The 16,285-nt window shown below is 71.3% G+C and carries 17 protein-coding genes; 3 read left to right on the top strand and 14 right to left on the bottom strand.

The window, feature by feature from the left end; all coding sequences use genetic code 11:
- Nucleotides 1–227, bottom strand: a 227-nt coding sequence (locus tag Mth01_RS18360; protein WP_204017105.1) for a hypothetical protein, incomplete at its 3' end; no start/stop codon positions are given.
- A 575-nt stretch (nt 228–802) separates the two neighbouring features.
- Nucleotides 803–1,279, bottom strand: a complete 477-nt coding sequence (locus Mth01_RS18355) for a transposase domain-containing protein (protein ID WP_204017113.1) — start codon at nt 1,277–1,279, stop codon at nt 803–805.
- A 314-nt stretch (nt 1,280–1,593) separates the two neighbouring features.
- Between Mth01_RS18355 and Mth01_RS18350 the strand changes: the two genes are divergently transcribed.
- On the top strand, nt 1,594–1,779 hold the full coding sequence (locus Mth01_RS18350) for a hypothetical protein (RefSeq protein ID WP_204017104.1): 186 nt from the start codon (nt 1,594–1,596) through the stop codon (nt 1,777–1,779).
- 37 nt (nt 1,780–1,816) lie between these two features.
- Here Mth01_RS18350 and Mth01_RS18345 read toward each other — a convergent pair whose 3' ends face one another.
- The 4 genes from Mth01_RS18345 to Mth01_RS18330 are packed head-to-tail and all read right to left on the bottom strand — an operon-like array spanning nt 1,817 to nt 5,402.
- Complete coding sequence (locus tag Mth01_RS18345) at nt 1,817–2,911, bottom strand: NAD(P)H-dependent flavin oxidoreductase (RefSeq protein WP_204017103.1); 1,095 nt, start codon at nt 2,909–2,911, stop codon at nt 1,817–1,819.
- Nucleotides 2,908–3,780 carry a CoA-transferase subunit beta gene (locus Mth01_RS18340; protein ID WP_204017102.1) on the bottom strand — a complete coding sequence of 291 codons (873 nt, stop codon included), beginning with the start codon at nt 3,778–3,780 and terminating at the stop codon, nt 2,908–2,910. The genes Mth01_RS18345 and Mth01_RS18340 overlap by 4 nt, the downstream gene beginning before the upstream one ends.
- On the bottom strand, nt 3,777–4,649 hold the full coding sequence (locus Mth01_RS18335; RefSeq protein WP_239089787.1) for a CoA transferase subunit A: 873 nt from the start codon (nt 4,647–4,649) through the stop codon (nt 3,777–3,779). Before Mth01_RS18335 ends, Mth01_RS18340 begins: the two co-directional genes overlap by 4 nt.
- 3 nt (nt 4,650–4,652) lie before the next feature.
- Entirely contained in the window at nt 4,653–5,402 is a 750-nt protein-coding gene (locus Mth01_RS18330; RefSeq protein WP_204017101.1) for an enoyl-CoA hydratase family protein, read from the bottom strand.
- Nucleotides 5,403–5,481: 79 nt separating this feature from the next.
- Between Mth01_RS18330 and Mth01_RS18325 the strand changes: the two genes are divergently transcribed.
- Nucleotides 5,482–6,384: an SDR family oxidoreductase gene (locus Mth01_RS18325; protein WP_204017100.1), complete on the top strand. Its 903-nt coding sequence runs from the start codon at nt 5,482–5,484 to the stop codon at nt 6,382–6,384.
- A gap of 76 nt (nt 6,385–6,460) precedes the next feature.
- Here the strand turns inward: Mth01_RS18325 and Mth01_RS18320 are convergent, their stop codons facing one another.
- A complete protein-coding gene (locus Mth01_RS18320; RefSeq protein ID WP_204017099.1) occupies nt 6,461–8,029 on the bottom strand; it encodes a FadD3 family acyl-CoA ligase in 1,569 nt (522 codons plus the stop codon).
- A 111-nt stretch (nt 8,030–8,140) separates the two neighbouring features.
- Between Mth01_RS18320 and Mth01_RS18315 the strand changes: the two genes are divergently transcribed.
- Nucleotides 8,141–8,908: an SDR family oxidoreductase gene (locus Mth01_RS18315; protein ID WP_204017098.1), complete on the top strand. Its 768-nt coding sequence runs from the start codon at nt 8,141–8,143 to the stop codon at nt 8,906–8,908.
- Here Mth01_RS18315 and Mth01_RS18310 read toward each other — a convergent pair.
- The 7 genes from Mth01_RS18310 to Mth01_RS18280 are packed head-to-tail and all read right to left on the bottom strand — an operon-like array spanning nt 8,887 to nt 16,284.
- Complete coding sequence (locus Mth01_RS18310; protein ID WP_204017097.1) at nt 8,887–9,684, bottom strand: MaoC/PaaZ C-terminal domain-containing protein; 798 nt, start codon at nt 9,682–9,684, stop codon at nt 8,887–8,889. The two genes, Mth01_RS18315 and Mth01_RS18310, sit on opposite strands and share 22 nt — an antisense overlap.
- Entirely contained in the window at nt 9,681–10,898 is a 1,218-nt protein-coding gene (locus Mth01_RS18305; RefSeq protein WP_204017096.1) for a lipid-transfer protein, read from the bottom strand. The genes Mth01_RS18310 and Mth01_RS18305 overlap by 4 nt, the downstream gene beginning before the upstream one ends.
- Nucleotides 10,895–11,317 carry a MaoC family dehydratase gene (locus tag Mth01_RS18300; protein WP_204017095.1) on the bottom strand — a complete coding sequence of 141 codons (423 nt, stop codon included), beginning with the start codon at nt 11,315–11,317 and terminating at the stop codon, nt 10,895–10,897. Before Mth01_RS18300 ends, Mth01_RS18305 begins: the two co-directional genes overlap by 4 nt.
- The gene (locus Mth01_RS18295) at nt 11,314–12,450 is read right to left on the bottom strand and encodes an acyl-CoA dehydrogenase family protein (RefSeq protein ID WP_204017094.1); all 1,137 of its coding nucleotides are present in this window, start codon (nt 12,448–12,450) and stop codon (nt 11,314–11,316) included. The genes Mth01_RS18300 and Mth01_RS18295 overlap by 4 nt, the downstream gene beginning before the upstream one ends.
- A complete protein-coding gene (locus tag Mth01_RS18290; RefSeq protein ID WP_204017093.1) occupies nt 12,450–13,460 on the bottom strand; it encodes a bifunctional MaoC family dehydratase N-terminal/OB-fold nucleic acid binding domain-containing protein in 1,011 nt (336 codons plus the stop codon). Before Mth01_RS18290 ends, Mth01_RS18295 begins: the two co-directional genes overlap by 1 nt.
- On the bottom strand, nt 13,457–14,623 hold the full coding sequence (locus tag Mth01_RS18285) for an acyl-CoA dehydrogenase family protein (RefSeq protein ID WP_204017092.1): 1,167 nt from the start codon (nt 14,621–14,623) through the stop codon (nt 13,457–13,459). Before Mth01_RS18285 ends, Mth01_RS18290 begins: the two co-directional genes overlap by 4 nt.
- A 17-nt stretch (nt 14,624–14,640) precedes the next feature.
- Nucleotides 14,641–16,284 carry an AMP-binding protein gene (locus Mth01_RS18280; protein ID WP_204017091.1) on the bottom strand — a complete coding sequence of 548 codons (1,644 nt, stop codon included), beginning with the start codon at nt 16,282–16,284 and terminating at the stop codon, nt 14,641–14,643.
- Nucleotide 16,285 lies beyond the last annotated feature (1 nt).

The raw sequence follows: 16,285 nt of genomic DNA, 5'->3' as shown, positions 1-16,285 counted from the left end.
AGCCGGCCCAGCCCCTTCCGGCCCAGCCCCTTCCGGCCCAGCCGCCGCCGACTCAGCCTGCCCAGACTCAGCCCCCTCAGCCTGCTCTCCGGCTGCCTCACTCGTGCCGAGGCCATCCCCGCAGCCAACTCGCGGCGGACCGATTCGCCCACCCTCGCGGCCGGCCGTGCGCTCGCCCACACCCTCGCGGCCATCCGCACCCGCACGATCGACGTGGCCATCCCCACCCGTACGATCGTCAGCCTCCACGTGGTCCGTATGGGTGACCGCGTCCACATCCGCGTCCATGCGGTTGTCCGCGAAGCTGCCCGCGTTCACGCGGCCCGGGAATGCGATGTCCGAGGGTGCGACGCCCGGGAGAGAGTCGTCGGAGGGCGTACCAGGAACGGCGGCAAGCCAGTCGGGCCAATCAGACCACTGCTTAGAACGCACCGAAACGCCCGCGACACGGCCGCCCGAGGCACAGGCGGCGGCACGCGCCTCCGCCTCGGCCCGCACCGCGGCCCACCACCGCGGACCCAGCAGCGGCAGGGACTGGGAACGCGGCGGATCCGGATCGAACAGATCCGCTGTCTTCATCGGCTTCGCCGGCTCCATCAGTCCCCCTTCCCCACAGCTCCTCGCTATTTCGAAAACCTGTCTGAATTCTCTCACGAAAAGTCGGGGAGAAGCAACAGTCTTCTCGGCTCAATAGTGAAGTAAAATGAGACACTAATGAATAGTGTCGCAAATATCGGTGTTGCCGAAAATAGCCGAGTTATCTAACTCGGGCTACTCTGACTGATTTCAGGGGGTTACAGATTCAGCCACATCCGCTCCCGGCCCAGCCGTCCCGGACATGCTCGCCAGCGGCGCGGTTGTGCCCGGCAGCGGCGCTGGCGCGGTCCAGCGATGTGCGGAGTGACCCGCCGACAGAGCGCCTGGCCGCCCTTAAGCTTCCAGCGCGGCGACGCCGGCGGCCAGGTCGCATAACGCGCTGTAGACGATCAGAAAGACCCAGATCTCCTGGCGGGCCAGGGCCCGGGGTCTGGCCGCGCAGCACGACGTCGTTGCCGCGAAGGGTGCATTTCAGCCGGTAGTAGGCGAGTTCGGCCTGCCAGCGTTCGGCGTACACCGCTGCGATTTCGGCGGCGGATGCCGCGGCGTCGTAGCCTTCGCCGCTGTACAGGCACAGGTTCATGACTGTCATCGCGGTGACCTCGCCGGTCAGTGTCCGTCGCCGCTTATCGCTGTGCCCGGCCTCCCGCAGCGCCGCGTGTACCGCACCGATGTCGATGATCTGTCCGAGCCGCCGGCCCGTAGTGCCGGGGGAACCGGCAGGTCGGAGGCTGGGCCGGCAACCACGAGCTCCCGCAGCGAGCCGAGCGCGTCGTTGTCGAGATCAGCGAGATCATCGCCGGGCGTGGACGCGCCCTCGATAATCCCCGTGGCGATCGGCCAGCCCCACTCCAGCGCGGTGGCATAGTCCAGGTAGTCCGTCTTGGCGGTCAGGTAGTCGGTGCCCGACAGGTACTGGGCCTTCCACCTGTGTAAAGAGCAAGAACGCGTCCACTCCGCCCGCTACTGCGATGCCGATCAGCTCACGCTGGCGGCTTGATCAGGAGTCACTCCAGAAGAGCCGCCCCCGAAGCCTTCCAGCGACTGTACGACGGCGACGACGAAGGATTCATCGCATCGCGGATGACCGCGCTCGCGGCACGCGAGAGAGTCTTCATGGCCGAGATCGGCGTGAGGCACGCGGACGAACTCCTCGGCGACACCGATATCGACACGGAGTGAAGCCGGCCTGGACCGGCTCACGACTCCGATCTCTGCCTCACTCCGCCAGGTTGGCGGGGAGGGCGCGCAGGACGGCGGCGGCCTGGGTGACGATGCCGTCGATCAACTCCGCGGCCGAGGGGAGATCGTCGATGAGCGCCACCACCTGGCCGGAGGACATCACGCCGAGGTCCGGACGGCCGTCCACCATGGCCGCCTTGAGCAGCATCGGTGTGTTGCCCGCCATCAGGACCTGCGACCAGCTCAGCTCCTTGCCGTGCTTCATGGCCAGACCATCGCGGATCATGGCCTGCCATGACATGCCGGAGATCTTCTTGAAGCGGGCGGCGTTGCGCACGGCCCGCACGAGTCCGGACAGCTTGCTGGCCCGCTCCAGCCCGTCCACGAGGGACGTGCGCAGCACCCGGTGCGGCAGGCCGTCCACCTGCCGGGTGACCACGGTGTCGGACATGCCGAGATAGGCCTGCTTGACCGCGTCGGGGACGGAGCTGTCGGAGGTCAGCAGGAAGCGGGTGCCCATCGCGACGCCGGCCGCGCCGTACGCCAGGGCGGCAGCGAGGCCGCGTCCGTCGAAGAAGCCGCCCGCGGCGATCACCGGGATGTCGACGGCGTCCACGACCTGCGGCAGCAGCAGCGTGGTGGCGACCGCGCCGGTGTGGCCGCCGCCCTCGCCGCCCTGGACCAGTACGGCGTCGGCGCCCCACGCGGCGACCTTCTCCGCGTGTCGGCGGGCGCCGACGGAGGGGATCACCACGATCCCCGCGTCCTTCAGCTTGGCGATCAGCTCCTGTCGTGGGGCCAGGGCGAACGAGGCGACCTTCACCCGATTCTTGATGAGCAGGTCGATGCGCTCGCCGGCGTCGGAGGCGTCGGCCCGCAGATTAACCCCGAAGGGTGCCTCGGTGCGGGAGCGGACCTCGGCGATGGCGGCGGCGAGCTGGTCGAGGGTCATCGTGGCCGAGGCCAGGATGCCGAGACCGCCCGCGTTCGCCACCGCCGACACCAGGCGGGGGCCCGCCACCCAGCCCATGCCGGTCTGCACGACCGGGTGGCGGACGCCGACGAGGCGGGTCAGCGGGGTGCTCAGCACCTGGCCCGTCTGACCCGCCTGACGACCCACCGGGTCGGTCATGCCCGGACCTCACGATCGCGGAGCGACGGCACTTCCCGGTCGCGGAGCGACGGCACTTCCCGGTCGCGGAGCGACCGCACCTCCCGGTCGCGGAGCGACCTGGGGTCCAGCACCTCGCGGATCAGTCGCAGCTCCTCGTCCGTCGGCTGCCGGGTCTGCGGCACCTCGCCGTCGATCACGAGCTCGAAGCCGGTGGCGGCCACGACCTGTTCGACGTCGACCCCCGGGTGCACCGAGACCAGCCGCATCGAACCGTCCGGCGTGGCGAAGTCGAACACGCCGAGATCGGTCACCACGCGGCGCAGGTCGTGGAACCGGGAGGCCCCCACGCCCAGCTCGGCCTCCAACTCGGCCGCCCGGTCGTAGCCGACGCCGCTGATCATGTCCACCTTGGGAACGAAGACGCGGGTGGAGTGTTTGGGGATCCAGTAGCTGGTCGGGTTGCAGATCGTGTTGCCCGGTGCGCCGCGCACGCCCAGCAGCTGCGACTTCGGCCGCGACCACGCGCCGATCGCCGAGATGTTGGTGTTGCCGTACCGGTCGATCTGGGAGGCGCCCATCATGACGTGCCGCCGCCCGTTCTGCACCAGCCACAGGTGGTCGCGGAACGGCAGCCAGCCCTCCACGGGGCCGGCGGGGGCGCCGAGCGGCACCGCCTCGGCGGTGAGGAGCGGACCGCCGTCGGTGGTCAGCAGTTCGGGCTCGAAGGTGAGCCGGGCCAGCCGGGCGCCCAGGACCGAGCAGGTGCCCATCGCCGCGGCCAGCATCTCGCCGTCGCCACGCCAGGCCTCGGCGCAGGCGACGACGCAGATCTCCGCACGCGTCACGTCCGTCGAGCTTGTGGCGCTCTTCGCGCTCGTGGTGCTCATCGTGTGGTCTCCTCCTCGTGCCAGCGCCGTACGGCCTCCTGGTAGGCATCCTCATCGCCGGACAGGAACCGGTCGGTGAACGCGGTCCACGCCTGCGGGTCGGCCGCCGAGGTGGCGTAGTGGCGCTGGAACGCCTCGTCGCGGCCCGGGCCGCCGTCCGTGGAGTGGCCGGAGTCGGTGAAGTGGCCGCCGTTCGGGGTCTCGACGACGCCGGTGACGTGCATGCGGCTGATCAGCAGAGTCTGCGGCGGGCCGTCGAGCTCGCCCGGCGCCACCATGCGGTCGCAGCTCAGGTAGCAGCGGGCGGCCGCCTTGGCGAACATGTCGTCCATGTAGGGATCGCTGCCGAGATATTGGCCGTTGCCCCGCGTGTCGGCCCGGTCCATGTGCACCAGCGCCGCGTCCAGCGTCAGCGCGGGCACCGCCACCAACTCCTCCGCGTCCTCGTACGGCGAGCGGATCGTGCGCAGGTCGGCGTTGACCCGCATGACGTCGGAGCCGAGCCCGGCCCGCGTCGGCAGGAACGGCAGCCGGTGCGCGGCGGCCAGCAGGCCGAACATGAACATGCCCTCGTCGTATTCGGTGAACTCGATCGTCCCGTTCTGCCTGGCGGCCCGGAAATGCGGTTCCAGGGCGATCGAGTCGAGCGTCACGAACGGGGCGATCACCCGGCTGACCTTGCCCGCCGCGCACAGCAGGCCCACGTCGGCCCCGCCGTACGCCACGACGGTGAGGCCGGTCAGCGGCGAGCGGCAGATCGCCCGCACCAGGGCCATCGGCTTACGCCTGGAGCCCCAGCCGCCGATCCCGATCGTCATGCCGCTTTCCAGCGAGCCGACGATCTCCTCGGTGGTCATCACGACGCCCATCGGTCATGCACCCTTCCCGGAGACGAAGTCGTCGCGGTGACGGTCGCCCGCGCCCATCAGGTTGAGCTCGAAGGTGAAGCCCTGTTCGAAACGGTAGCTGCGGTTGACGTCGACCGGGTCGATGCCGTTCAGCGACTCCTTGGCCCGCCGGATCACGTACGGGTCCTTGTCGGCGATCTGCGCGGCGACCTCGAAGGCGGCCTCGCGCAGGCGTTCGCGGGGCACGACCTCCAGCACCGAGCCGTACGCGTGCAACTCGGCCGCCGTGACGTTGCGGCAGGTGTACACCATGGCGCGCATCAGGTGCTGGGGCACCAGCCTGGCCAGGTGGGTGGCGGCGCCGAGCGCGCCGCGCTTCACCTCGGGCAGTCCGAAGTAGGCGTCCTCGGAGGCCACGACGATGTCGGCGTTGCCGGCCAGCCCGATGCCGCCGCCCAGGCAGAACCCCTGCACGGCCGCGATCACCGGCACCTCACACTCATAGACCGCCCCGAAGGCCGCATGGCACCCTCGGTTGGCGCCGACCAGGGCCTCGAACCCGGTGGTGGCCTGCATCTCCTTGATGTCCACTCCGGCGTTGAAACCGCGGCCCTCGGCGCGCAGCACCACCACGCGCGTGCCCGGGTCGCGCCCGGCCTGCCGTACGGCGTCCGCCAGGTCGAACCACCCCTGCACGGTGAGCGCGTTGACCGGCGGGGTGTCCATTACGACCTCGGCGACGCCCCCGGCGTGGCTACTGGTGGTGATTCCCATGGCCTACCTTTCCACCAAACATTTGTTAGAAAGTACGCTAGCAGAGTAGACCGCTTCGCCGTGAAGAGGGAGAGATGAAATGATCTGCAAGGACAGGGTGGTCATCGTCACCGGCGCCGGGCGCGGACTCGGCCGGGCGCATGCGCTGGAGTTCGCCCGGCAGGGCGCCAAGGTCGTGGTCAACGACCTCGGCGTCAGCCGCAGCGGCGAGGGCGGGTCGACCGGCCCGGCCCAGGAGGTGGTCGAGGAGATCCGCGCGCTGGGCGGGGAGGCGGTGGCCGAGACCTCCGACATCGCGACCGACGAGGGCGCGCGGCACCTGGTCGCCACGGCCGTCGAGACCTTCGGCCGGCTCGACGTCCTCGTCAACAACGCCGGGTTCCTGCGCGACCGCATGCTGGTGAACCTGTCGGAGGAGGAGTGGGACGCGGTGATGCGCGTCCACCTGAAGGGCCACTTCCTGCCGCTGAAGCACGCCGGGCTGCACTGGCGGGCCGAGTCCAAGGCGGGCCGTCCAGTCGACGCCCGAGTGATCAACACCTCCTCCGGCGCGGGCCTGCTCGGCAGCGTGGGTCAGGGCAACTACTCGGCGGCCAAGGCGGGCATCGTGGGCCTCACCCTGGTCGCTTCGGCCGAGCTCGGCCGGTACGGCGTGACCGCCAACGCCATCGCCCCGGCCGCCCGCACCCGGATGACCGAGGAGGTGTTCGCCGCGACGATGGCGGCTCCGGAGGCCGGCGCCTTCGACGCGATGGCCCCGGAGAACGTCTCGCCGCTGGTCGTCTGGCTCGGCTCGGCGGAGTCCCGGGAGGTGACCGGCCGGGTCTTCGAGGTCGAGGGCGGCAAGATCTGCGTGATGGAGGGGTTCCGCCACGGCCCGGTCGCCGACAGGGGCGCCCGCTGGGACGCCGCGGAGATCGGTCCCGAGGTCTCCAGGCTCCTGGGCCTGGCCGCCGAGCCCGAGCCCGTCTACGGCGCCTGATCACCCGAACCGCCGTTTCCGGGCATCCGGCTCGCCGGATGCCCGGATGATCAGGTGATCTGCGTGGTCCGGGCGCCTACCGGCTCTCCAGTCCCGGGAGGTCGATCTTCCGGACCTTGCCGGAGGCGTTGCGCGGGAGGCCCTCGACGAACAGGACCTCCCGCGGCACCTTGAAGTTCGCGAGCCGGTCGCGGCAGTATTCGACCAGTTCCTCCGCGGTGACGCTCGCGCCGGGCCGTGCGATGACGTAGGCCCGGCCGACCTCGCCCATCCGCGCGTCGGGCACCCCGATGACCGCGGCCTCGGCCACGCCGTCGTGGGTCGCGAGCACCTGCTCGATCTCGGCCGGATACACGTTGAACCCGCCGACCACGAACATGTCCTTGGAGCGGCCGGTGATGGCGAGGTTGCCCCGCTCGTCGAGCCGCCCGCGGTCCCCGGTCACCAGCCAGCCGTCCCTGACGGTGGCCGCGGTCGCCTCCTCGTCGTCGAGGTAGCCCAGCATCACGTTGTAGCCGCGGACGAGGACCTCGCCGTCCTCCCCCGCCGGCACCGGCTCGCCCTTGTCGTCGACCACCGCCACCTCCACGCCCTCGATGGCGCGGCCTGATGTGGTGGCCACGGTCACGTCGTCGTCCTCCGCCGAGCAGGCGGTGACCGTGCCGCACGACTCGGTCAGCCCGTACGCGGTGACGACCTCGGGGAACAGTTCCGCCCGCATCCGCTGGACCAGCGCCACGGGCACCACGGAGGCCCCGGTCACCGCGAGGCGCAGCGAGGACAGGTCGAACTCCGGGCGCCGCGGCGCGTCGAGCATGGAGATGTAGATGGTCGGCGCTCCGGGCAGCACGGTGACCTTCTCGGCCTCGACCAGCCGCATCGTCTCCTCCGGGTCGAACACGGACTGGAGCACCATCGTGGCGGCCTGGAGCAGGCAGGCGAACACCCCCGCCTTGTAGCCGAAGGAGTGGAAGAGCGGGTTGACGATGAGGTAACGGTCGCCCTGGTGGACCCGGGTGCGCTCGCACCACCCCCGGTAGGTCCGGACGTTCTGCCGGTGGCTGCACATGACGCCCTTGGACCTTCCGGTGGTGCCGGAGGTGAACAGGATGTCGGCCACGTCGTCGGGGCTCACCGCGGCCGCGCGGGCGGCGGCCTGCTCATCGGTGACCGCGGCGCCGACGGCGAGGAAGTCCGCCCAGCTCCGCGCGCCCCGCTGCGCGGGCTCGTCATAGGTCACCACGATGTCCGGCCGGGGTTCGCCGAGCATGGCCAGGTAGTCGTTGCCGAGGAAGCCGTCCTCCACGAACAGCGCACGTGCGCCGCTCCTGTCGAGCAGCCAGCGTGCCTCGTCGCCCTTGTACCTGGTGTTGATCGGCACCACGACGGCCCCGGCGCACAGTGCGCCCAGCGCGGTCACGATCCACCGCGCGCTGTTGGGCGCCCAGATGGCGACGCGCTCCCCCGGCTCGACCCCGAGCGCGATGAACGCCTTCGCCGCCTCGCCGGCCTGGGCGCCCAACTCCGCGTACGTCAGCCGGACCCGGCCGTCCACCACGGCCTCGGCGTCCGGGTAGTCGCGCACGGCGCGTTCCAGGACAGCGGGAATCGTCAGTGCGTCCATCTGCTGGTGAACCTCCTTCATGTCAAACACCACCCTTCAGTTTGACGGTGTTCGTACCGGTCGAGGTAGGTTCATCCCGCTGTGCGGTACCGCTGCCCCGATCTCGCGACGCCCGGCCCTACGCTCGCGGGCATGAACGTGACAGTGGATTTCGGGGGCCGGGCCGTGTTGGTCACCGGCGGGACCAAGGGCATCGGATTCGTGATCGCGGAGACATTCCTGGCCGCGGGCGCCGACGTGGTGGTATGCGGGCGTAACGAGCCCGAGACGCTGCCCGCCGCCGGCGGCAGGACAGCCCGGTTCATCGCGTCCGACATCCGGGACGCCGCCGCCGCGGCGGCGCTGGTGGAGCAGACCACCGACCAGTTGGGCCGGCTCGACGTGCTGGTGAACAACGCCGGCGGCTCCCCCGACGCGGACGCGGCGACGGTCTCGCCGCGCTTCTTCGAGAAGATCGTCGGCCTGAACCTGCTCGCGCCGTTCTACGTGGCGCAGCCGGCCAACACGGTGATGCAGACCCAGGAGAGCGGCGGCTCGATCATCAACATCGGCAGCGTCTCGGGCGTCGACCCTCAGCCGCGCACCGCGGCCTACTCCGCGGCCAAGGCCGGCCTGCTGATGCTCACCAAGGCGCTGGCGCTGGAATGGTCGCCCAAGGTGCGGGTCAACCACATCACCACCGGCCTCATCTACACCGAGGCCGCCGCCGGTGTCTACGGCGAGCACGGTGAGGCCGCCCTCGCCGAGGTGATCCCGATGGGGAGGATGGCGGTGCCCGCCGACGTGGCGAACACCTGCCTGTTCCTCGCGAGCGACCTCGCCTCCTACGTGACCGGCGCGGACGTCCCGGTGCACGGCGGAGGCGAGGTCCCGGCGCGCTACGTGGTGACCCGGAAGTGAGCCCGGCCGCCGGACAGCACGGTCGTGCCGTCCACGGCGGCGTCGAACAGGACGGCCTCCCCGCTCTCCCAGCACCGCACATCCAGCCGGTCGCCGGGGAAGACCGGGGAGGCGAACCTCCCCTCCAGCTCGGCCAGGTCGGCGGGGTGCGCCCCGGCGGCCTCGGCCAGCGGCAGCGTCACCGCGGCCACCGTGCACAGGCCGTGCAGGAACGGCCGGGGCATCCCGGCCGCCTTCGCCGCCTCCGGGTCGATGTGCATGTGGTGCCGGTCGCCGAGCAACCGGTACAGCGCGGCCTGGTTGGGCGAGGTGGCGACGGACAGCTCGCGGGTGGGCGCGGTCTCGGGGTGCCGGGGTGCCGAGGGGCCACGGTCGCCGCCGAAACCGCCGCACCCGGGCGCGAACAGTGACCAGGTGGCCACGAAGTAGTCGCTGACCACCTCGACCTCGAAGATCGCCGCGCTGCCCTTGTCCCACACCTGCGTGACCCGCGCCGCCATCGTCAGCTCGCCGGTCGGCGGCAGCGGCTTCAGCGAGCGCAGCCGCTGCGAGCCGTGCACGGCGGTCCTGATGTCGAACGCGCCCAGCGAGCCCAGCACGTCGGGGGCCCACTGCGCCTGTGTCAGCGCGAACGTGGGCAGCACCCGCAGCCGCTCCTCGAACACCAGGTCCAGGTCGGCGGTGGTGGCCCCCACGGCGAGCGCGTAAAGGATCACGTCGCGCTCGTCGTAGGAGACCGTACGCTCGCCGAGATGGCGGCCGATCCACTCGTTCACATGTCCCTCCCCAGCAGCAGACCGCTCGTGGGCACCCCCGTGCCCGCGGTCACGATCACGTTGTTCACGCCCCTGCCGTCCGGCCCCTTGCCTTCACCACCGGCCGGCTGGTTCACCGAGGTGCCCCGGACGAGCCGTACGGCCTCGGCGATGCCGTTCATCCCGTGCAGGTAGGCCTCGCCGAGCTGGCCGCCGTGGGTGTTGAGCGGCAGCCGCCCGCCGATCTCGAGGTTTCCGTCGGCGACGAAGTCCCTGGCCTCTCCGACGCCGCAGAAGCCGAGCTCTTCGAGCTGCGGGAGCACCAGCGGGGTGAAGTGGTCGTAGAGGATCGCCGCGTCGACGTCGCCGGGGCGCAGGCCGCTCTGCGTGTACAGCTGCCGCCCGACCAGCCCCATCTCGGGGATGCCGGTGATGACGGGCCGGTAGTAGCTGGTCATCATGTGCTGGTCGTCGCCCGTGCCCTGGGCGGCCCCGAGGATGACGGCGGGCGGGTGCGGCAGGTCGCGGGCCCGCTCGGCCGAGACGACGACCAGCGCCTGGCCGCCGTCGGTCTCCTGGCAGCAGTCCAGCAGGTGCAGCGGCTCGGCGATCCAGCGGGAGGCCTGGTGGTCCTCCAGCGTGATCGGCCGCTGGTAGAACCAGGCCGCCGGGTTGTTCGCGGCGTGCCTGCGGTCCACCACGGCGACCCGGCCGAAGTCCTCGCTGGTCGCGCCGTACTCATGCATGTAACGGCGGGCGAACATGGCGACCCACTGCGCCGGGGTGGACAGCCCGAACGGGTTGAGCCACGCGTAGGCGGCGCTGTCTGCTCCCGTCTCCAGCGGCCGGCCCGCCTGGCCGAGGCCGTACCGCACGCCGGACCGCTCGTTGAACGCCCGGTAGCAGACGACCACCTCGGCCGCGCCGGTGGCCACGGCCATCGCCGCCTGCTGGATCGTGCCGCAGGCCGCGCCGCCGCCGTGCGGGATGCGGGAGAAGAAGGTCAGCTCGCCCATGCCGGTGTTGCGGGCGACGTGGATCTCGGCGTTGGTGTCGGCGGTGAACGTCACCATGCCGTCGACGTCGGACGGCGTGAGCCCGGCGTCGGCGATGGCGGCGAGCACCGCCTCACAGGCGAGGTGGAGCTCGCTGCGCCCGGAGTCCTTGGAGAACTCGGTGGCGCCGATGCCGGCGATGGCGGCGGCGCCGGAAAGCGGATTTCCGCGGCTGCTCATGTCGCGTCCTTCGAGGGAAGCCGCACCACGGCGGTGCCGGTCACGTGGGCGCCCAGGCCGTTCATGCCGCGTACGGCGATCTCGACCCGGTTGTCCTCGTCGTGCTTGGCCGTCACCGTGCCGGTCAGCACCATCGTGTCGCCGGGGTAGTTGGGCACCCCGAGCCTGATCTTGATGGCCTTGACGACGGCGGCGGGGCCCGCCCACTCGGTGACGTACCGGTCGACCAGGCCGTTGGTGGTCAGAATGTTCATGAAGATGTCCCTTGAACCCCGCTCGACGGCGAGGCCGGGGTCGTGGTGGACGTCCTGGTAGTCGCGGCTGGCGATCGCGGTCGCGACGATGGACGTCCGGGTCAGCGGGATCGGCAGCTCCGGCAGCGTGTCGCCCACCGCCACCTCGTCGTAGGCCCGGGTCATGAGGCCGTCCTCGAGAGCACGGCGCCCAGGCGGGCCAGGTCGGCGCTCGGGCCGCCCAGGGTTCCCGCGATCTGCTTGCCCCACAGGAAGTAGCGGTGCACGGGGTAGTCGACGTCGACGCCGATGCCGCCGTGCACGTGCTGGACGCGGTGGACGACGTTCAGCCCGCCCTCGCCGGCCCACCACCTGGCGACCAGCACGGCGGAGTCCGCGGAGGCGTCGCCATCCTCCAGCGAGGTGACGGCCTGCCACAGGCACACCCGCATGGCCTCGATGTCGATGTAGCAGTCGGCGAGCTGGTGCTGCACCGCCTGGAAGGTGGCCAGCGGGCGGCCGAACTGCCTGCGCTCGCTGAGGTAGGTCGCGGCCAGCCGCAACGCGCCCTCGGCGACGCCGAGCTGTACGGCGGCCAGCGCGACTCCGGCCCGCTGGATGGTCCAGTCCAGCACGCCCGAACCGGGGGCGCCGACGGCCTGGGCCGCCGCGCCGTCGAGGGTGAGGTGGCCGGCCAGGTCGTGGGTGGTGGTCTCCGCCCGCTCCCAGGTGACGCCGTCGGTTTCACGCTCGATGAGGAACAGGCCGGGGCCCGTCTCCGCGGTCGCGGACACCAGCACGTGACCGGCCGCGAACGGCGAGGGCACGACGGCCTTGACACCGGTCAGCCGCCACCCCTCACCGTCCGGCCGTGCCGTACAACGCGGCTCGGCCGGGTCGTGCGGGCCGAACTCCTCAAGGGCCAGGGTGACCCGCGCCGTGCCCTCCGCGATGCCGGGAAGGATCGCCGCGCGCTGCGCCGCCGTTCCTTGCCGAGCAGCATGCTGCTCGGGCGTGCCGTACTCGGCGATGGCGAGGGCGGCGACGGCGCCCGGCCACAGCGGGACCGGGGCGACGGTGCGGCCCTGCTCGGTCAGCAGCACGCACAGCGCGGCCAGGCCGAGCCCGGCGCCGCCCGCCTGCTCCGGCATGGCGATGCCGAGCAGGCCTGCCTTGGCCAGCTCGGCCCACAGGTCCTCGTCGACCCGCTCGGCGGTGCCCTCCACGGCGCGGACGCGCTCGGTGGTGGCGCGGTCGGTGAAGATCTGCCGAGCCAGCTCGCGTACCGCCTCGAGCTCTTCGTCCAGGGTGAAGTCCATCAGTTGCTCCCCTCCCGTAGGCGGAACACCGGAAGTGACAGGTCGGGATCGGCGTCCAGCCAGTCGAGGACCACGGGCATGCCGATCTCGACCTCCTCGGGGGTGACGCCGACCAGGTTGGTGATCAGCCGGGTGCCCTCGGCGAGCTCCACGACCGCGACGATCAGCGGATACTCGAACGCGGGGTGTCTGGGGTGGTGGTTGACCACGAAGCTGTAGACGTGCCCCCGGCCGGACGCCTCGACGGTGTCCCAGTCGAACGAGCCACAGTGGGCACAGCAGGGGCCGGGCGGGTGGCGCAGGACCTGACACGACGCGCAGCGCTGGATGACCAGCCGGTGATCGCGCGCGGCCGCGAACCAGAACTCGTTGTCCCGGTTGATCGCCGGCCGGGGCCGCGGCGCCTTCGGCTCGGGCTCCTGAGCCGCTTCAGGTTGGGGCTCGGTCTTCGGCTTGGGCCGGAAACGCAGCGTGCGCCAGCGCTGGACGGCCACGACCTCGCCGCCGGCGTCGGTATAGGTCCGCATGGTGGTCACGAACCGTCCCACGCCCAGCGCGGTGGTCTTCTCCGGCGAGATCGACTCGACGACCTCGCGCGCGCTGACGTGGTCCCCGACCACGAGCTCACGGTGGAACTCGAACTCGGAGTCGGTCGCCACCACCGAGGTGTAGCCGCCCTCGTCGAGCAGGGCGATCAGCTCGGCCATGCCGGGGCCGCGACCCGGGTTGACAGGAGCAGGGCCCGCGGCGGTCGCGGCGTATCCGCGCATGGTCCACGCCTGGACCATCGAGGCGGGCGCGACGATCCCGTCCCGGCCGGTGGCCCTGGCGGCCTCCGCGTCCAGGTAGATCGGGTTCTGGTCGCCCATCGCCTCGACCCAGTGGCGGATCATCGGGACGTTGACCGGGTCCTGGCCCGGCTTCGGCGGGACGACCTCGACCCCCACGAAGGCCGCCAGCCGCTCCTCGTAGTCCCCGCTGTGGTTCGAGCCGTGGTTCGGGCCGCTCATGCGCCGCGTCCCATCCGGGGCAGGCCGAGGCCCTGGGTGGCGACCATGTCCCGGAGGATCTCGTTCACTCCGCCGCCGAAGGTGTTCACGATGCCCTGCCGCGACAGCTGCTCGATCTGTCCGGCCAGTACGGCACCGGGCGACTCGGGGCGGATCCGGCCGGCCGCGCCGAGGATCCCGGTCAGCGTGCGCTGCACGTCGATGTGGGTCTCGGTGCCGTACGCCTTGGCCGCGCCGGCGTCGGCGCCGGTGAGCTCGTCCCGGGCGACCGCGCTGGTCATCTTCCAGTTCAGCAGCCGCATCGCCTCCAGCTTGGCGTACGTGCGGGCGAAGTCCCGCTGGACCCACGGCAGCTCGATCGCGCCGTTGTCCTTCGCCCACTCCAGGACCCGCTCCCACAGCTGGATCATGCGGCCGCCCAGCGCGGCCAGGCCGATCCGCTCGTGGTTGAGCTGGTGGGTGATCAGCCGCCAGCCGCCGTCGATCTCGCCGACGACCTCGGCGGCGGGCACCCGTACCCCGCTGTAGTAGGTCGCGGTCACGACCATGCCGCCCACCGTCTGGATCGGGCTCCAGGAGAACCCGGGGTCGTCGGTCGGGACGATCAGGATGGTGATGCCCCTGTGCTTGGGGGCGTCGGGGTCGGTACGGCAGGCCAGCCAGACATAGTCGGCGGTGTTGGCGCCACTGGTGAAGATCTTGCTGCCGTCGACGACGAACTCGTCGCCGTCCCGCACCGCGCGGGTCGTCAGCGAGGCCAGGTCGGTGCCCGCGTCGGGCTCGGTGTAGCCGATCGCGAAGACGATGTCCCCCGACAGGATGCCGGGCAGATAGCGCCGCTTCTGCTCCTCAGAACCATGCGCCATCAGCGTCGGGCCGACCGTGTTGACGGTGACGAACGGGAACGGCAGCCCCGCCCGCTGGACCTCGTCGAAGAACACGTACTGCTCCTCGATCGACCGGCCCTGCCCGCCGTACTCCGTCGGCCACCCGACTCCGAGCCAGCCGTCGGCGCCGAGGCGCCTGACGACCTCGCGGAAGCGGTCGCCGCCCACGCCTTCCTCGCCCACGCGCCGCCGCTCGTCCTCCGGCAGCAGGCTCGCGAAGTATTCCCGCAGCTGCGCGCGCAGCTCTCGTTGCGCCGCGGTCTCCCGCAGATCCATGTTCCCCCCTCTTCTGCCTACGGCAGGAAGCGCGCGCGCCCGTTCGCGAGGAACTCCTCACGCAGCGCGGCCTTGTCGTCTTCGGTCATCAGGGTGTACGTCGGCTCGCCGCGCCCGGCCCAGCGGTAGACCTCGTCCGTCGTCCGCCAGCCCTCGTGCTGCATCTCCTTCTTGCGCAGCTTGCTGGAGCCGGTGGTGGGCAGCGCGTGGGACACCCGGACGAACCGGGGCGCGCCCTTGGTGCCGAGGTCCGCCTGCCCGGCCAGGAAGGCGGGCAGGCCGAGCTCCTCGAACGTCGTGCCCTGCGGGATCTCGATCGCGGCCATCACCAGGTCGCCGGAGCGGGGATCGGGCACCGCGAAGACGCCCGCCGCCATGATCGACGGGTGCCGGCGCAGCACGCGCTCGGTCAGCAGCGCCGAGATGTTCTCGCTGTCGACCCTGATCCAGTCACCCGATCGCCCGGCGAAGTAGAGGTATCCCGCCTCGTCGACGTAGCCGAGGTCGCCGGTCCAGTACCAGCCGTGGCGGACCCGCTCGGCGTTGGCCGCTTCGTTCTTGTAGTAGCCCTCGAACTTCGCCGCGCCGTCGACGTCGACGATCTCGCCGATGGCCTCCTCGGCGTTGGCGACCCGGCCGTGCCCGTCGAGCACCGCACGGGGGCGGACCTGCCTGGTCTCCGGGTCGACCACCCGTACGCCCGGGTGTGCGGGCCTGCCCAGCGCGGTCGCGGGCCCCTCCGGGGCCAGCCGGATCATGCCGGCGCCCTCGCTGGAGCCGTAGGCCTCGATGAGCCGGCAGCCGAAGCGGCGCAGGAACCCGGCCTGGTCCTCGGGCGAGGCCTCGGTGCCGAAGGCGTGGGTGAGCGTGTTGTCGGCGTCGTCGGGCTTCTCGGGCGTGGCCAGGACGTACGCGATCGCCTTGCCGACATAGCTGAAGAACGTCACGCCGTAGAAGCGGACGTCGGGCAGGAAGCCGGAGGCGGAGAACCTGGGGGTGAGGGTGACGGTCGCGCCGGCGGTCAGCGCCGGCGTCCACAGGGCCATCAGCGCGTTGCCGTGGAAGAGCGGCATGCAGCAGTAGGTGACGTCGTGCCGCTGGATGTCGTACTTCGCGCAGTTGGCGTAGCCCAGCCCGGTCAGCCTGCCCTGGGAGCAGACGGCCGCCTTCGAGGCCCCGGTGGTGCCCGAGGTGAACAGCAGCAGCATCTGCGTCTTCGGCGTGATGCCGGCGTCCCGGTACGGCTCGCAGGCGTGCGCGGCGTAGTCGTCCGCGTCGACCAGCAGGAACCGGTCGCGGGGCACGCCGATGTCGAGGCCGTCGAGCAGCTTCAGGCCCGCCTCGTCGGTGATGACCAGCTGCAGGTCGGTGTGCCGGACCTCCTGCTCCAGGTAGGAGCCGCGCCGGGTGGAGTTGATGCCGACGATCGTGGCGCCGGCCAGCGCGGCCGCGCCGAGCCAGAAGATGTACTCCGGCACGTTGTCGAGCAGGACCCCGATGTGGAACGGCCGGTCCGTCCGCAGTTCGCGGGCGAGCGCCGCACGGGCCGCGCTCTCCCGCACCACCTCGTCCCAGGTCCAGGTGCGCTCGCGGGTCCGCAGCCCGGGGTGGTCGTCGCCGGCCCGGTCGAGCAGCAGGTCGGCGATCGTCTCTCGTCGCACT

Source organism: Sphaerimonospora thailandensis, from assembly GCF_016863115.1.
GTDB classification, from domain to species: domain Bacteria; phylum Actinomycetota; class Actinomycetes; order Streptosporangiales; family Streptosporangiaceae; genus Sphaerimonospora; species Sphaerimonospora cavernae.
Note: the sequence above shows the minus strand (reverse complement) of the source record. Positions and strands in the feature narration are given on the sequence as shown.

What these genes read in the sequence shown, in the direction of transcription:
- Mth01_RS18345 (WP_204017103.1), bottom strand. Translation starts at nt 2,911, where the DNA reads ATGACCGACCCGGTGGGTCGTCAGGCGGGTCAGACGGGCCAGGTGCTG.
- Mth01_RS18340 (WP_204017102.1), bottom strand. Translation starts at nt 3,780, where the DNA reads ATGAGCACCACGAGCGCGAAGAGCGCCACAAGCTCGACGGACGTGACG.
- Mth01_RS18335 (WP_239089787.1), bottom strand. Translation starts at nt 4,649, where the DNA reads ATGGGCGTCGTGATGACCACCGAGGAGATCGTCGGCTCGCTGGAAAGC.
- Mth01_RS18330 (WP_204017101.1), bottom strand. Translation starts at nt 5,402, where the DNA reads ATGGGAATCACCACCAGTAGCCACGCCGGGGGCGTCGCCGAGGTCGTA.
- Mth01_RS18325 (WP_204017100.1), top strand. Translation starts at nt 5,482, where the DNA reads ATGATCTGCAAGGACAGGGTGGTCATCGTCACCGGCGCCGGGCGCGGA.
- Mth01_RS18320 (WP_204017099.1), bottom strand. Translation starts at nt 8,029, where the DNA reads ATGAAGGAGGTTCACCAGCAGATGGACGCACTGACGATTCCCGCTGTC.
- Mth01_RS18315 (WP_204017098.1), top strand. Translation starts at nt 8,141, where the DNA reads ATGAACGTGACAGTGGATTTCGGGGGCCGGGCCGTGTTGGTCACCGGC.
- Mth01_RS18305 (WP_204017096.1), bottom strand. Translation starts at nt 10,898, where the DNA reads ATGAGCAGCCGCGGAAATCCGCTTTCCGGCGCCGCCGCCATCGCCGGC.
- Mth01_RS18300 (WP_204017095.1), bottom strand. Translation starts at nt 11,317, where the DNA reads ATGACCCGGGCCTACGACGAGGTGGCGGTGGGCGACACGCTGCCGGAG.
- Mth01_RS18295 (WP_204017094.1), bottom strand. Translation starts at nt 12,450, where the DNA reads ATGGACTTCACCCTGGACGAAGAGCTCGAGGCGGTACGCGAGCTGGCT.
- Mth01_RS18290 (WP_204017093.1), bottom strand. Translation starts at nt 13,460, where the DNA reads ATGAGCGGCCCGAACCACGGCTCGAACCACAGCGGGGACTACGAGGAG.
- Mth01_RS18285 (WP_204017092.1), bottom strand. Translation starts at nt 14,623, where the DNA reads ATGGATCTGCGGGAGACCGCGGCGCAACGAGAGCTGCGCGCGCAGCTG.